Genomic DNA, 14,723 nt, shown 5'->3' on the forward strand with positions numbered 1-14,723 from the left:
TTCGAGGCGTTCGGCGTGATCCAATCGAACCCAGTCGACGCGAGAAGGAGCTGACATGAGTGGTGCGGGACTCCCAGGCCCGGGTAGCACCGGGAGCAGTGCCCCGGCGATGCCGCCCCTGGTCCGACCACCGGTCCCGCCGGCTCCTCCCTCGGCTTCTTCCCCGGCCCCTTCCCCGGCCCCTTCCCCCCGAGACGAGCAGACCGTGACCCAGCCGATCCCGTTCGAGCGCCCGATCGCCGAGGACACCCTCGACGTCGCGGGCACCACCACGACCGAGGCGCCCCTCGGTCCCACGGGTCGCCCGATGCCGGTCTTCCCCGAGCCCACCGCGCCCACCCGGCACGGCGGCGCGCGCGTGATCTCGATGTGCAACCAGAAGGGCGGCGTCGGCAAGACCACCACCACGATCAACCTCGGCGCCTCGCTCGCCGAGTTCGGGCGCAAGGTGCTGCTCGTCGACTTCGACCCGCAGGGCTCGCTGTCGGTCGGCCTCGGCCTCAACCCGCACGAGATGGACGCCACCATCTACAACCTGCTGATGGACCGCGAGACCACGCTCGACGAGGTCGTCGTCCCCTCCGGCATCCCGGGCATGGACCTGCTGCCCTCCAACATCGACCTCTCGGCCGCCGAGGTGCAGCTCGTCCACGAGGTGGCGCGCGAGCAGACCCTGCAGCGGGTGCTCGCGCCGGCGCTCGAGCAGTACGACGTCATCCTCATCGACTGCCAGCCCTCGCTCGGCCTGCTCACGGTCAACGCCCTCACGGCCTCCGACGGTGTCATCGTGCCGCTGGAGTGCGAGTACTTCGCGCTGCGCGGCGTGGCCCTGCTCAAGACCACCATCGACAAGGTCCGTGAGCGGCTCAACCCCAAGCTCGAGATCGACGGCGTGCTCGGCACGATGTTCGACGGACGCACGCTGCACAGCCGCGAGGTCATGGAGCGGCTGGTCTCGGCGTGGGGCGACACGGTGTTCCACACCGTCATCCGCCGCACGGTGAAGTTCTCCGACGCGACCGTCGCGGGCGAGCCGATCACGTCGTACGCCTCGTCCTCGACCGGCGCCGACGCCTACCGCCAGCTGGCCAAGGAGGTGCTCACCCGGTGGCCCGCCGAGTGAGCATGCCGGCCGCGGACGACCTGTTCCGGCCGACCTCCGACACCGCTGCGGAGCCCGCCCCCGAGCAGCGTCCCCGCCGGGTGCGCGCGGTCGCCGACGACGCCGAGCCGACGCCGAAGAAGCCCAGCGGCCGCATCCGGCACGACGAGAAGATGACCGTCTACGTCACCGCCGACGAGCTGCTCGACATCGAGCACGCCCGGCTGATGCTGCGACGCGAGCACGGCCTGGCCGTCGACCGCGGCCGCCTGGTCCGCGAGGCGCTGGCGCTCGTCCTCGCCGACCTCGAGGGCCAGGGCGCCGAGAGCGCACTGGTCCAGCGGCTGCTGGACGAGTGAGCGCCAGGACCCGGTCCGGGCCCGACCTGGCAAGCGGTGCTGCCCTCGAATCCGGCAGCGAGGCACCGGCGTTCGCCGTACGGCTGGACAACTTCGAGGGGCCCTTCGACCTGCTGCTCGGCCTGATCGCCAAGCACAAGCTCGACATCACCGAGGTCGCGCTCTCGCAGGTCACCGACGAGTTCATCGCCCACGTGAAGAACCTCGGGGACGCGTGGGACCTCGAGCAGACCACGTCGTTCCTCGTCGTCGCCGCGACCCTGCTGGACCTCAAGGCGGCCCGGCTGCTGCCGCAGGGCGACGTCGAGGACGAGGAGGACCTCGCGCTCCTCGAGGCACGCGACCTGCTCTTCGCGCGGCTCATGCAGTACCGCGCGTTCAAGCAGGTGGCCTCGGTGCTCGAGGAGCGGCTCGCGTCGGAGTCACGCCGACACCCGCGCGCCGTCGGGCTGGAGGAGCGCTTCGCCACCCTGCTGCCCGAGGTGCTGATCGGCATCGGCCTCGACCAGTTCGCCCAGCTCGCGGCCAGGGCGATGGAGCCCAAGCCGGTGCTCGAGGTGTCGCTGCAGCACATCCACGCCGCGAAGGTCAGCGTCCGCGAGCAGGCGCAGGTGGTGGTCGACCGGCTGCGGCGCAGCGGGACCATGACGTTCCGCGCGCTGTGCGGCGACTCCCCGGACCGCCTCACCACGGTCGCCCGGTTCCTCTCGCTCCTCGAGCTGTTCCGCGAGGGCGCGGTGTCGTTCGACCAGGTCACGCCCCTCGGCGAGCTGACCGTGCGCTGGACCGGCAGCGAGGACGGAGAGGTCGACATCCACGACGAGTTCGACGGCGCCCCGCCGGCGGACGATGATGAAGGCAGCGACGACACGGCCGCCGACCGCGACGTGGACGCGGCGGACGAGCCCCAGGAGGACGAGTGAGCGAGCAGCCCGAGCCGGCGCAGGAGCCGGTCGCGCAGCCTGACCAGCCTGCCCAGCCGATTGCCGAGGGCGACGACGTCGAGACCCTGGCCGTGGCGGTCGCCGAGCTGCGGCCGGCGCTGGAGGCGATCTTGATGGTCTCCGACGAGCCGCTCGACAAGGTCCGCCTCGCGTCCGTGGTCGGGCACCCCGTCGCCGACGTCGAGGAGGCCCTCGCGGGCCTCGCCGCCGAGTACGCCGAGCAGGGCCGCGGCTTCGACCTGCGCGCGGTCGCCGGTGGCTGGCGCTTCTACTCCCGCCCCGAGTACGCCGCGGTCGTGGAGTCCTTCGTCCTCGACGGCCAGCAGGCCCGGCTGACGCAGGCGGCGCTGGAGACGCTGTCCGTGGTCGCCTACAAGCAGCCGGTCTCGCGCGCGCGCGTGTCGGCGATCCGCGGCGTGAACGTCGACGGCGTCATGCGCACGCTGCTCACCCGCGGCCTGGTCGAGGAGGCCGGCCAGGACGACCAGAGCGGCGCGAACCTCTACCGGACGACGTCGTACTTCCTCGAGCGGATCGGCATCACCTCGCTCGACGAGCTGCCCGAGCTGGCGCCCTATCTGCCGGACATGGACGACCTGGAGGACGAGCTGGCCAGCGTCGCCGGGCTCGACGCCCCGGCCGAGCCCACGCCCGAGCCTGTTGCCGAACCCGCTGCCGAGCCCCACCCGACGCCCGCACCCACCCACGCCTCGCCGCACAGCGGCTCCGGCACCGAGCCCGACGGCGGCACCGAGATCACATGACCACCCCACGAGACCACTCGCTCCGCTCGCGCTCCCGCAGGGACCCCGAAACCACATGAAGCCCCACGACGCACCCGACAACGACCAGCCCGCCTCCCAGCGCCCCGACACCGACGAGGACGGCCTGATCAGGCTGCAGAAGCTCCTCGCCCAGTCCGGCGTCGCCAGCCGGCGCAAGTGCGAGGAGCTGATGCTCGACGGCCTCGTCGAGGTCGACGGCGAGGTGGTCACCCGCCTCGGCACCAAGGTCGACCCGCGCACGGCCGTGATCCGGGTCGACGGCAAGCGGCTGCCGCCGATCAGCGACAAGGTCTACCTCGTGCTCAACAAGCCGCGCGGAGTGGTGTCGACGATGAGCGACCCCGAGGGCCGGCGCACCCTCGGCGACCTGGTCGCCGACCGGCCGGAGCGGCTCTTCCACGTCGGCCGGCTCGACACCGACACCGAGGGCCTGATCATCCTCACCAACGACGGCGACTTCGCCCAGCACCTCGCACACCCCTCGCACGAGGTCGACAAGACCTACGTCGCCGAGGTGGAGGGCGAGGTGCACGTGCGGACGATCCGCCAGCTGCTCGCCGGCGTCACCCTCGAGGACGGCCCCGTCACGGTCAGCAGCGCTCGCGTGGTCGGCGGCGACCCGCGGCGGGAGGGCCGCAACCGCTCGATCGTGGAGCTCACCATCCACGAGGGCCGCAACCGGATCGTGCGCCGGCTGCTCGACCACGTGGGGCACCCGGTGCGCCGGCTGACCCGGACGTCGATCGGCCCGGTCACCCTGGCACGGCTCGGCCCGGGGAAGATGCGCGAGCTGACCGTCGCCGAGCTCGGCGAGCTGATGGACAGCGCCGAGCTCTGACCCGGCGTCGGTCCCCGCGCCTAGGGTGACCCCATGGCCACCGTGCCTGCGGTGCTGGCGCCCTACGTCCGCTCGATCGTGGTGTACGACGTCACGTTCGGCGGTCCCGGCGTGCACATCGGCATGCCATCGACCGGCCTGACGTTCGTGCTGCCGATCGGCGAGCCGCTGGAGGTCTCCTGGGACGGCTCCCCGCACACCCGCACCGTCGGCTGGTCCTCGGTGTCGGGGCTGCACACCTCGGCGGCCGCGGTCCACCACGGCGGCCACCAGTGCGGCATCCAGCTGAGCCTCACCCCGGCCGGAGCGCGAGCCATCTGGGGCGTGCCCGCCAGCGCCCTCGCGGGCGAGCTCCTCGCCCTCGCCGACATCGACGCCGCCCTCGCCGACCTGCCCGAGCGGCTCGCCGACCAGCCGACCTGGCCGCGACGATTGGCCGCGCTCGAGCGCGACCTCGTGGCGGCGCTGCACCGCCACTCCCGGCCGGCCCTGCGACCCGAGGTCGCCCGGGCGATGGCGCTGCTGACCCGCGGCGTGCCCGTGGCCGCGACGGCCGATGACGTGGGCTTCAGCCGGCGACGCCTCTCGACGCTCGTGCGCGACGAGGTCGGGGTCACCCCCAAGACCTACCAGCGGCTCGCCCGCTTCTCCGCCGCCCACGGCCGGCTGCGCCGGGCCGCGCTCGACGGCGAGGTGTCAGTGGCACGGGTTGCCGCCGACAGCGGGTACGCCGACCAGGCGCACCTCGCCCGCGAGTGGAGCGGCTTCGCGGGGTGCAGCCCGACGGAGTGGCTGCGGCGGGAGTTCCCGATCGTCCAAGCCACGGGGCACCACGACGGGGGACCGTGAGGTCGGCGGGCGGAGCAGCCGGCCCACGACAGGAGGACACCCCATGACCGAGCAGACCGAGCAGACCGAGCAGACCGGGCAGACCGGGCAGACCGCACAGCCTGACGTCTCGGGCACGACCCTGTGGCACACCTTCTCCGTGCGCGACGCCGACGCGATGATCGCCTGGCTGCGCGCGATCGGCTTCACCGAGCACGCGACCTACCGCGACGAGGCCGACGCCTCGGTCGTGGTCCACGCCGAGTGGGCGTGGCCCGGCGGTGGCGGGATCATGTTCGGCTCGGACCGCCCGGGCTCCGCGATCGCCGGCACCGGGCCGGCGGCGGCGTACCTCGTGACCCCCGACCCCGACCGGGCCTTCGACGCGGCCGTGGCCGCGGGCGGCTCGGTGGTGCGCCCGATGGTGGACCAGGACTACGGCGGGCGCGGCGGCAGCGTGACCGACCCGGAGGGCAACCACTGGTCGTTCGGGAGCTACCAGCCGGCCTGACGCGGACGGACGTGGGCGCCCCGGCTGGCGAGACGGGACGCGGTGCGCCGGGACGGCTGGCCTAGGGTGCTCCCGTGGCAGTGAGGGCAGTACGCGGCGCGACCCAGCTCGACGAGGACACCCGGGAGCACATGCTCGACCGGGTCGCGGAGCTGGTCACCGACGTCATGTCGGCCAACGACCTCGCGGTGGACGACTTCATCTCGATCATCTTCACCGCGACCAGCGACCTGACGAGCGAGTTCCCGGCGTATGCCGCACGGCAGCTGGGCTTCTCCGACGTGCCGCTGGTCTGTGCCCGCGAGCTCGAGATCGAGGGGTCGATGCCCCGCGTGGTGCGGCTGATGGCGCACGTCGAGACCGAGCTGCCGCGCGCCGAGGTGACCCACGTGTACCTCCACGGTGCCGCCAACCTGCGGCGGGACCTGGCGCGGACCACGAGCCATGACTGACCCGCATCCCGGCGACGCCCTGACGGGGCCGGTCGAGGTGGTCGGTGCCGGGCTGATCGGCACCTCGGTCGCCCTCGTGTGCCGGCGCCTCGGCCTCGAGGTGGTGCTGCGCGACACCTCCGCGGAGAACCTCCGCACCGCCACCGGGCTCGGCGCCGGGCGAGCGGTGACGGCAGCCGACCGGCCCCAGCTCGTCGTGGTCGCCGTCCCGCCCGCCGCGGTCCCGGACGCGATCGTCGCCGCGCTGGGGCGCTCGGACGCCGTCGTCACCGACGTCGGCAGCGTGAAGGCCGCGCCGCTCGAGGCGGTCTCCGCCCGGGTCCCGGCAGCGGACCTCGCCCGCTACGTCGGCTCGCACCCGATGGCCGGCAGCGAGCGCTCCGGCCCGCTGGCCGCCAGCGCCGCCCTGTTCGACGGCCGTCCCTGGGCGGTGACCCCGCACCCCGCGGCGCCCGAGCACGCCGTCGCCCTCGTGGAGCAGCTCGTGCTCGAGTGCGGCGCAGCGCCGCTGCGGATGGCGCCCGACGAGCACGACCGCGCCGTCGCCCGTACGTCGCACCTGCCGCACCTCGCCGCGGTGCTCGTCGCCGGGCGTCTCGCGTCCGCGCCTCCGGAGCACCTGGCGCTGTCCGGGCAGGGCGTGCGCGACGTGACCCGGGTCGCGGCGAGCGACCCGGCGCTCTGGCAGCAGATCCTGGAGGCGAACTCCGAGGCGGTGCTCGACCTGCTCGCCGAGGTGCGCGCCGACCTCGACGCCCTCATGACGGCGGTCGCGTCGGACGCCGGCCCGGACCTCGTCGAGATCCTGGTGCGCGGCAACGACGGAACGGCCGCGATCCCCGGCAAGCACGGCGGTCCCGCGCGGCCGACGCGCTCGGTGTTCGTCAGCGTGCCCGACCACCCCGGCGAGCTGGCGCGCCTCTTCGGCGACGCCGGCGAGGTGGGGGTCAACATCGAGGACGTGCACATCGACCACGACCCGGGCCGCCCCGTCGGCCTCACCGAGCTGGTCGTCGAGGAGAACAGCGCCGAGCGCCTGCTCGCGGCTCTCGAATCCCGCGGGTGGACGACCCACCGGTAATCTTCTCGCCCGTGAGCAGCGTCGACACCGCCCCGGACCACAGCCTCGTCATCGCCGTCGACGGGACGTCCGGCTCCGGCAAGTCGAGCACCTCGCGCGGGGTGGCCGAGCGGCTCGGCCTTCGCTACCTCGACACCGGCGCGATGTTCCGGGCGATGACCTGGTGGCTGTTGCGCGAGGGCGTCGACGTGCACGACGTGGCGGCCGTGGCCGCCGCGGCGGGCCGCCCGCGCATCGAGTCCGGCACCGACCCGCAGGCGCCCACGATCACCGTCGACGGCCGCGACGTGTCCGTGGAGATCCGCAGCGACGAGGTCAACGGCGCCGTCAGCCCGGTCAGTGCGGTGCCCGAGGTCCGGGCCCGACTGCTCGACCTGCAGCGCGAGGTCATCGGCGACGGCGGGATCGTCGTCGAGGGTCGCGACATCGGGTCGGTGGTGTGGCCGCAGGCCGAGGTCAAGGTCTACCTCAGCGCCGACCCCGACGCCCGCGCGGCGCGGCGTGCCGCGGAGGAGGGTGGCTCGGACCTGGCCACGACGCAGGAGTCGCTGCTCGCGCGCGACCGCATCGACTCCGGGCGTGCGACCGCCCCGCTCACCATGGCCGAGGGCGCCGTGCACGTCGACAGCACCCACCTGAGCCTGCTCGAGGTGATCGACCGCATCGTCGGTCTCGCCGAGGCGCAGGCGGCCCAGTCGGGGGCACGGGGGACTCGTGACGGAGGCTGACCACGCTGCGCCGCCGCGCAGCGCCGACCGCCACCCCTCGACCCGTCTGCTGCACGGCCTCCGCCCCACGGCGGCGTGGCTGATCCGGCGGCGGTGGCCGGTGCGGGTGCACGACGCCGAGCAGGTGCCCGCGGCGGGCGCGGTGATCCTCGCCGCCAACCACGTCGGTGTCATCGACGGGCCGCTGCTGGCCGTCTTCGCGCCTCGTCCGGTCCACGCCCTGACCAAGCAGGAGATGTTCGCCGGCCGGCTCGGCGGGTTCCTGCGCGCCGCGGGGCAGATCCCGCTCGACCGGTACGCCGCCGACCCGGCCGCGATCCGGTCCTGCCTGCGGGTCCTGCGCGACGGGGGAGTGGCCGGCATCTTCCCGGAGGGCACCCGCGGCGACGGCCGGCTCGGGCGGTTCCACCACGGCGCGGCCTACCTCGCGCTGGTCACCGGCGCACCCGTCGTACCGGTGACGATGCTCGGCACCCGCCCGCCGGGCGGCGGGTCGAACGCGCTCCCGGCGCGTGACGGAGCCATCGACGTGGTGTTCGGCGCGCCGTGGCGAACCACACAGCAGCCCTGGCCCCGCACCCGGGAACACGTGCGGGCCACCTCGGTGTTGTTGCGTCTGCACATGCTGTCCGAGCTGGACGGCGCCCTCGCGCGGACGCGGCGATCCTTGCCCGGACCCCTTCCTGCGGGACAATCCGAGGACGACCCCGACACCGGGCTCGTTCCTCCCTCCCAGAAGCTGTGATCTCCCATGACTGAGTACGACGCCGTCAGCGTCGAGGCTGGCTCCGACGAGCCGACCGGCCCGACCCCCGTCCTGGCCGTGGTCGGCCGACCCAACGTGGGCAAGTCCACGCTCGTCAACCGGATCATCGGCCGGCGCGAGGCCGTCGTCGAGGATCGCCCGGGCGTGACCCGCGACCGCGTCTCCTACGACGCCAACTGGAACGGCCGCGCCTTCACCGTCGTCGACACCGGCGGCTGGGACCCCGACGCCCGCGGCCTCGCCGAGCGCATCGCCGGTCAGGCAGAGGTGGCCGTCTCGTTGGCCGACGCGGTGCTGTTCGTCGTCGACGCGACCGTGGGCATCACCGACGCCGACGAGGCCGTCGTACGGATCCTGCGGAAGTCCGGCAAGCCGGTGGTGCTCGCGGCCAACAAGGTCGACGACCAGCGCACCGAGGCCGAGGCGTACGGCCTGTGGAACCTCGGTCTCGGCGAGCCGTTCCCCGTCTCCGCGCTGCACGGTCGCGGGTCCGGCGACATGCTGGACGCCATCCTCGCGGCGCTGCCCGAGACGCCCGCCGAGTCGTTCGAGGAGGTCGGCGGGCCGCGCCGCATCGCGATCGTCGGCAAGCCCAACGTCGGCAAGTCCTCGCTGCTCAACATGCTGGCCAAGGAGGACCGCGCCGTTGTGGACAACGCGGCCGGCACGACGGTCGACCCGGTCGACGAGCTGATCCAGCTCGGCGACCGCACCTGGCGCTTCATCGACACCGCGGGCATCCGCAAGCGTGTGAACCAGGCGTCCGGCCACGAGTACTACGCCTCGCTGCGCACCTCGACGGCCATCGACCGGGCCGAGGTGGCCGTGCTGGTGCTCGACGCCAGCCAGACCGTTTCCGAGCAGGACATGCGGATCATCCAGACGATCCGCGACGCCGGTCGCGCGATGGTCATCGCCTTCAACAAGTGGGACCTCGTCGACGACGAGCGCCGCTACTACCTCGAGCGCGAGATCGAGCGGGACCTCGTGCAGCTCCAGTGGGCGCCGCGGATCAACTTCACCGCCCGGACCGGCTGGCACGTCGACCGGCTCGTCCCGGCCATCGACAAGGCGCTGGAGGGCTGGGAGACCCGCGTCGGCACCGGCGCGCTCAACACCTTCCTCGGTCGCCTGGTGTCGGAGAACCCGCACCCGGTCCGCAGCGGCAAGCAGCCGAAGATCCTCTTCGCGACGCAGCCCTCCACCGCGCCGCCGACCTTCGTGCTCTTCACCAGCGGCAAGCTCGACGCGTCCTACGAGCGCTTCGTGGAGCGCCGGCTGCGTGAGGAGTTCGGCTTCGTCGGCACGCCGATCGTGATCAACCAGAAGCCGCGGGAGAAGCGCAAGCGCTGATCGGCTTGCCCGCAGTCCTGACAGGGCGGGTCGATTCCGTGACTGCCGAGGGGCTGCGGTAGTGTTCCCCTCGCTCCGCAGGCCTCGCGCCGGGAGCACTCGGGCTGTGGCGCAGCTTGGTAGCGCACTTGACTGGGGGTCAAGGGGTCGCAGGTTCAAATCCTGTCAGCCCGACCGAGAGAACCGGCTCCGACCAGCGGAAACGCTTGGGTGGGGGCCGGTTCGTCATTTGAGCTCGAACGGGCTGCTCACCACTTGTCCGCGGAGTGGTCCGCGCCTCTGCGTCGGTGCGGGCTCAGTGCCGGCACCGACGATCACAGCGTCCGCTCCGCCCGACCTCGACGCACTTGGCTCGTCCCACCCCGGCGGGGGTGAGGCGTCGCGTCAGCCGTCCGTAGAGTGCGAGAGATGACCAAACTTTCAATCATCTACTACTCCAGCTACGGCACCGCACACGCGATGGCCTCCCGCATGGCCGAGACCGCCGAGGGACAAGGTGCGGAGGTACGACTCCGCCGGGTCCGCGAGACCGCGCCGGACGAGGTCGTGCAGAGCGTCGAGGGATGGGCCGCGCACGCCGCGTCGGTGGCCGACCAGCCCGTCGCCGAGCCGGAGGACCTGGCGTGGGCGGACGCCGTCATCATGGGGTCCGGGACCCGCTACGGGCACGTCACGAGCCAGCTCCAGGCGTTCATCGACACCCTTGGTCCGCTGTGGCAGGAGGGCCGGCTCGCGGACAAGGTCTACGCGTCGTTCACGTCCAGCCAGACGCGGCACGGCGGGCAGGAGACGACGATCCTCGCCATGCTGACGACGTTCTGCCACTTCGGCGGCATCATCGTCCCGCCCGGCTACACCGACCAGACCAAGTTCAACGACGGCAACCCCTACGGCGTCGGCGTGGTGACCGGCGGCGAAGGTGTCGACGACACCGCCACGACCGCGCTCGACCACCTCGTCACCCGACTGCTCAGCATCGCCCAGCGCCTGGAGTCCTGAGCACGGCAGGCGTGCGCTCGATCCTCGGGCCGCGGGCTCAGGCCTGCCAGCGCCGGACCATCGTCCAGACGTTGCTGGTGCCGTTGCGCTGGTAGTCGAGCTCGTCCAGCGCGGCAGACGCGAGCGGGAGCCCGCGGCCGGACTCGGCCAGCTCGTCCGGCATCTCCGGGTCCGTGGTGGCGTCCCACCCTGCGTGCTCCTCGCCGGAGTCGGCCAGGAGGGCGGTGAGGGAGTCGGGCGACACCTCGAGCCGGAAGTACCACGTGACCTGGCCGACCGGGCGGCCGTGCTCGACGACGTTGTTCGCCAGCTCCATCACCGCGGTCTCGAACATCATCACGTCGGAGGCCGGGACGTGGGGGTGCTCGGCGGCGGCCCGCTCGAGCAGGTCGTGGAGCTGTTCCATGTCGCGAGGGACCGCGAGCCCCTCGATCTCGTAGTGGTCACCAGTCACGGCGGGCGTCCTCGACGGAGTCGTGGGGGCGGAGGACCCGGTCGAGGTTCGTGAGCCGGAGCACCGTGCGCACCTGTTCACCGGCCGCCGCGATGCGGAGGTCGCCGCCGGCCTGGCGGCACGTCTTGAGCCCGCTGACCAGCGCGCCGAGCCCCGAGGAGTCGATGAAGGTCGTCGGCCCCAGGTCGACGACGACCTTGGGTGCTTGGGCGACTGCGGCCGCGATGGCGTCGCGGAACGACGCCGCCACCGCCATCGACACCCGCGCGGGGCACACGATCACCGCGACGCCGTCGCTGACGTCGGTCTGCCACTCGGTCATGCCTTCTCCTCCAAGGGGTCGGGGAACTCCGGCGCGCGGAACCGCGCGGCCTCGATGATGACGCTGAGCACCAGCAGGTCGTAGGCGACCCACAGCCAGTTGACGCCCGTGCCGATGACCGACGTGGTCGTCCCTGCCCACAGCCGGAGGCCGCCCACGACGCACGCGACCACGAGGACCGCCATGGCCGTGAGCTGCGGCCAGATCAGCCGCCACGGGAAGGGCTGGCGGGCCTGACGGGTCTTCGGGGTGACCACGAAACCGAGGGGCCGGCCGAACCACACGTTGGCGGCCGCGGTGACGCAGGCGCGGATCCAGAGCGGGAACAGGGCCAGGCTGTACTGGTGGCCACGCCAGGTCTTGACGCCGTACCCGATGACGGCGAACAGCACCTGGTTGAGCACGACGTAGGGGATGAAGTAGGCGAGGAAGGTCAGTCCGTAGGCCTTGACCGGCAGGATGCCGAGGCAGAGGTAGACGACCGGAGCGGCGAGGTACACCAGGGCCGCGAAGCCCGAGAGGTAGCTCCACATCGTGGCGAAGTACATCAGTCGCTGCCCGATGCTGAGGCCGCGCTGGGCGAGCGGGTTCTCCCGCAGCAGGACCTGCAGCGTGCCCTGCGCCCAGCGCAGGCGCTGCTGCAGCATCGTGCGCAGGTCCTCCGGCGCCAGGCCGTGCGCGAGGACCTCGTGGTGGTAGACCGACTTCCAGCCGTTGGCGTGCAGGCGCATGCAGGTCGCCATGTCCTCGGTCACGGACACGGTGGCCAGCGGCATCATCGGCTGCGCCTCGTCGGCACGGTCCACGTCGACCGCGGTCATCAGGCGGCGTACGGAGTCCACCGCGGCGAGCGGGGAGAGGTCGCGGGTCGACAGCTGCTCCAGGGCGGCCTCGTCGACGACCGGCAACCCGAGCTCGGCGTCCACGTCGACGGGCAGGTCGACGAGCGGGTCGCCGGGGGCGATCGCGAGGTCGTCCCCGGTGAGCGCCTGCAGGTCGGCGAGATCGGCGCGGATCGCCGCCAGGTCGTCGCTGACCACCGACCGGCTCGCCTCCTGCACCGTCCGCTGGAACTCGTAGGTGACCTCGGAGACCGGTACGCCGTCGTCGAGCCGGCGTTCGGCGAGGTGCACGGCGTCGCGGACCAGGCTGATCGAGGGGACCAGCTCGGGGGTCTCCTTGCGCGCCCTCGCGACGGCCTTGGTGAGGATGCGACGAGACGCGCTGAGCGTCTCGCGCACGGCGCGCTCCACCTCACGGACGTAACCGACGATGCCGAGCTGCATCAGCGCGTCGCGGCGCAGCAGCGCGTTCGACCCGCAGAAGAAGGCTGCGTTCCACCCGTCCTTGCCCTGCTGGATCGGGCCGTAGAACAGAGGCGCCTGACTGCCGAGGGGGTCGCTGCCGGTGACGTTGCTGAACCACTGCGGCGTCTGGACGAGCGCCACCTCGGGGTCGTGGAACCAGCCGAGCGTCTGGTCGAGGATGCGCGGGTCGGGGACCTGGTCGGCGTCGAGGATCAGGAGGAACTCGCCCTCGGTGCGGAACAGCGCGCTGTTGAGGTTGCCGGCCTTGGCGTGGCGTGGCATGTCGCGCCACTCGTCCCCGCGGGTGAGGTAGCCGACGCCCAGCTCCTGGGCCGCCGACCGCATCTCGGGCCGGTCGCCGTCGTCGAGGATCCAGGTCGTGTGGGGATGGACGATCCGCTCGCACGCGGCGGCGGTCGCGGCCACCATCTCGACCGGCTCGTTGTAGGTGGTGATGAGGACGTCGACCGTGGCGCCCTCGGGCGGCGGCGGAGCCTCGCCGCGTTCCTTGCGGCGCCACATGGTGAGGCCGAACAGGTAGGAGTCGATCAGGGAGTAGGTCTCCGCCACCACGAGTGGCACGGCGATCCACCAGTTCACCCAGTTGACCGAGAACAGCCAGCGCCACCCGACGTAGAGCGTGCCGCTCGTCAAGGTCAGCAGGACCAGGACCCGGACCACCAGCTGCTTCACGTCGTCTCCCGTCGGACCGCGATCACCGTCAGGTCGTCGCTCGTCGTCAGCTCGCCCACCCGCGCGGTCACCTGCTCAACGACCCGGGCCGGGTCCTGTGACGTCGCAGCCAGCAACCGGGCCGCGGCGAGGGCCTCCTCGGCGCTGGGGAAGGCGTCGAGGACCCCGTCACTGACGGCGAGCAGGGTCTCGCCCGGTGCGAGGACGTCCGAGCGGGAGTGCCACTCGTCCCCGACCATCGCGCCCAGGGGCAGGTCCCCCGAGGAGAGCCGTCGTACGCCGCCGCCCGGCTGCAGGACCAGTGCGAGGCCGTGGCCCGCGTCGACGTACTGCATCTCCCCGGTGCGCGGGTCGATCCGGACGGCGAACAGGGTGACGAACGTCCCGGCGTCGTCGAGGTCGTCCTGGCTGTCGACAGCAGCCCGCGTGACGGTCGCCGCCACGCTGTTGTAGGGCGACGTCCCCCGCACCAGCGTGCGGATCTGGGCGGCGATCACGGCCGCGACCAGTCCCTTGCCCATCACGTCGGCCAGCACCACCTGGAGCTGCCCGTCGAGGACCTGCCAGTCGTAGAAGTCGCCGCCGACCGATCGCGCCGGCTGGCAGTGGCCGGCGATCTCGAGGCCGGGGACCTGCACGGCGTGCCGGGGGAGGAGGCGGCGCTGCACCTCTCGCGCCTCTCGCAGGTCACGGTCGCGGTCGAGCTCCTGCTCGACCCACGTGGCCAGGTCCGCCAGCATCCGGTCCTCGACCTCGCTCAGTGCACGCGGACGGTCGTCGGCGAGGCAGAGCGTCCCGACGACGTGGCCGTCGGCATGGAGCGGACGCCCCGCGTAGAAGACGGCCGGTTCGTCGGACACCACGGCCGGGTGGTGGCCCAGCACCGGGTCCTCGCGGGCGTCCGGGAGGGTCAGCGGACGGTCCTCGGCGACCGCCATCGCGCAGAGCGACTCCGAGATGGGGCGGACGGGTGAGGGCAGGCCGACGTGGGCGAGGCTGACCTGCTGGTGGTCGTCGACGAGGTTGACCGCGGCGATCGGTACGTCGAAGAGGCGCCGCGCCATGCGCACGACGCGGTCGAAGCGCTGGTCCGGGTCGCCGAGCGCAGCGATGTCCCCGATGGCTGCCAGACGGGCTGGATCGTCGAGCCGGGTCACAGCGCGACCCTAGCAACGGGAGTGGCTGGTGGGACCGCCCGTTC

The 14,723-nt window shown here is 72.6% G+C and carries 17 protein-coding genes and 1 tRNA gene; 14 read left to right on the forward strand and 4 right to left on the reverse strand.

Annotated elements, in window-relative coordinates:
* The first annotated feature begins 307 nt into the window (after window positions 1–307).
* The 14 genes from Q9S36_RS30115 to wrbA all read left to right on the forward strand — a co-directional run bounded on the left by Q9S36_RS30115 (window position 308) and on the right by wrbA (window position 10,746).
* Complete coding sequence (locus tag Q9S36_RS30115) at window positions 308–1,123, forward strand: ParA family protein (protein WP_311288542.1); 816 nt, start codon at window positions 308–310, stop codon at window positions 1,121–1,123.
* On the forward strand, window positions 1,108–1,461 hold the full coding sequence (locus Q9S36_RS30120; RefSeq protein WP_311288516.1) for a cobyrinic acid a,c-diamide synthase: 354 nt from the start codon (window positions 1,108–1,110) through the stop codon (window positions 1,459–1,461). The genes Q9S36_RS30115 and Q9S36_RS30120 overlap by 16 nt, the downstream gene beginning before the upstream one ends.
* A complete protein-coding gene (locus tag Q9S36_RS30125; protein WP_396653866.1) occupies window positions 1,458–2,384 on the forward strand; it encodes a segregation and condensation protein A in 927 nt (308 codons plus the stop codon). The genes Q9S36_RS30120 and Q9S36_RS30125 overlap by 4 nt, the downstream gene beginning before the upstream one ends.
* On the forward strand, window positions 2,381–3,169 hold the full coding sequence (scpB, locus tag Q9S36_RS30130) for an SMC-Scp complex subunit ScpB (protein ID WP_396653867.1): 789 nt from the start codon (window positions 2,381–2,383) through the stop codon (window positions 3,167–3,169). The genes Q9S36_RS30125 and scpB overlap by 4 nt, the downstream gene beginning before the upstream one ends.
* A gap of 55 nt (window positions 3,170–3,224) precedes the next feature.
* Window positions 3,225–4,028: a pseudouridine synthase gene (locus Q9S36_RS30135; protein ID WP_311288517.1), complete on the forward strand. Its 804-nt coding sequence runs from the start codon at window positions 3,225–3,227 to the stop codon at window positions 4,026–4,028.
* A gap of 33 nt (window positions 4,029–4,061) precedes the next feature.
* A complete protein-coding gene (locus tag Q9S36_RS30140; RefSeq protein ID WP_311288518.1) occupies window positions 4,062–4,877 on the forward strand; it encodes an AraC family transcriptional regulator in 816 nt (271 codons plus the stop codon).
* A 43-nt stretch (window positions 4,878–4,920) separates the two neighbouring features.
* Window positions 4,921–5,367, forward strand: coding sequence for a VOC family protein (locus Q9S36_RS30145; protein ID WP_311288519.1), 447 nt, complete (start codon window positions 4,921–4,923; stop codon window positions 5,365–5,367).
* A 74-nt stretch (window positions 5,368–5,441) separates the two neighbouring features.
* Entirely contained in the window at window positions 5,442–5,819 is a 378-nt protein-coding gene (aroH, locus tag Q9S36_RS30150) for a chorismate mutase (RefSeq protein WP_311288520.1), read from the forward strand.
* Window positions 5,812–6,900 (forward strand): prephenate dehydrogenase, encoded by a 1,089-nt coding sequence (locus Q9S36_RS30155; protein WP_311288521.1) that lies wholly within the window; start codon window positions 5,812–5,814, stop codon window positions 6,898–6,900. Before aroH ends, Q9S36_RS30155 begins: the two co-directional genes overlap by 8 nt.
* An 11-nt stretch (window positions 6,901–6,911) precedes the next feature.
* The gene (gene cmk / locus Q9S36_RS30160) at window positions 6,912–7,628 is read left to right on the forward strand and encodes a (d)CMP kinase (RefSeq protein WP_311288522.1); all 717 of its coding nucleotides are present in this window, start codon (window positions 6,912–6,914) and stop codon (window positions 7,626–7,628) included.
* The gene (locus tag Q9S36_RS30165) at window positions 7,615–8,373 is read left to right on the forward strand and encodes a lysophospholipid acyltransferase family protein (RefSeq protein ID WP_311288523.1); all 759 of its coding nucleotides are present in this window, start codon (window positions 7,615–7,617) and stop codon (window positions 8,371–8,373) included. The genes cmk and Q9S36_RS30165 overlap by 14 nt, the downstream gene beginning before the upstream one ends.
* 6 nt (window positions 8,374–8,379) lie before the next feature.
* Window positions 8,380–9,747 carry a ribosome biogenesis GTPase Der gene (der, locus tag Q9S36_RS30170; protein WP_311288524.1) on the forward strand — a complete coding sequence of 456 codons (1,368 nt, stop codon included), beginning with the start codon at window positions 8,380–8,382 and terminating at the stop codon, window positions 9,745–9,747.
* A 100-nt stretch (window positions 9,748–9,847) separates the two neighbouring features.
* Window positions 9,848–9,921: transfer RNA gene (locus tag Q9S36_RS30175), tRNA-Pro, on the forward strand.
* 234 nt (window positions 9,922–10,155) lie between these two features.
* Window positions 10,156–10,746 carry an NAD(P)H:quinone oxidoreductase gene (wrbA, locus tag Q9S36_RS30180; RefSeq protein ID WP_311288525.1) on the forward strand — a complete coding sequence of 197 codons (591 nt, stop codon included), beginning with the start codon at window positions 10,156–10,158 and terminating at the stop codon, window positions 10,744–10,746.
* A 37-nt stretch (window positions 10,747–10,783) separates the two neighbouring features.
* On the opposite strand, the gene Q9S36_RS30185 is transcribed toward wrbA, so the two are convergent.
* The 4 genes from Q9S36_RS30185 to Q9S36_RS30200 are packed head-to-tail and all read right to left on the reverse strand — an operon-like array spanning window position 10,784 to window position 14,679.
* Window positions 10,784–11,200 carry an ATP-binding protein gene (locus Q9S36_RS30185; protein ID WP_311288526.1) on the reverse strand — a complete coding sequence of 139 codons (417 nt, stop codon included), beginning with the start codon at window positions 11,198–11,200 and terminating at the stop codon, window positions 10,784–10,786.
* On the reverse strand, window positions 11,190–11,522 hold the full coding sequence (locus Q9S36_RS30190) for an STAS domain-containing protein (protein ID WP_311288527.1): 333 nt from the start codon (window positions 11,520–11,522) through the stop codon (window positions 11,190–11,192). Before Q9S36_RS30190 ends, Q9S36_RS30185 begins: the two co-directional genes overlap by 11 nt.
* Entirely contained in the window at window positions 11,519–13,522 is a 2,004-nt protein-coding gene (locus Q9S36_RS30195; RefSeq protein WP_311288528.1) for a glycosyltransferase family 2 protein, read from the reverse strand. Before Q9S36_RS30195 ends, Q9S36_RS30190 begins: the two co-directional genes overlap by 4 nt.
* Complete coding sequence (locus Q9S36_RS30200; protein ID WP_311288529.1) at window positions 13,519–14,679, reverse strand: SpoIIE family protein phosphatase; 1,161 nt, start codon at window positions 14,677–14,679, stop codon at window positions 13,519–13,521. The genes Q9S36_RS30195 and Q9S36_RS30200 overlap by 4 nt, the downstream gene beginning before the upstream one ends.
* Window positions 14,680–14,723: the final 44 nt, after the last annotated feature.

This window comes from Microbacterium sp. ARD31, assembly GCF_031844425.1.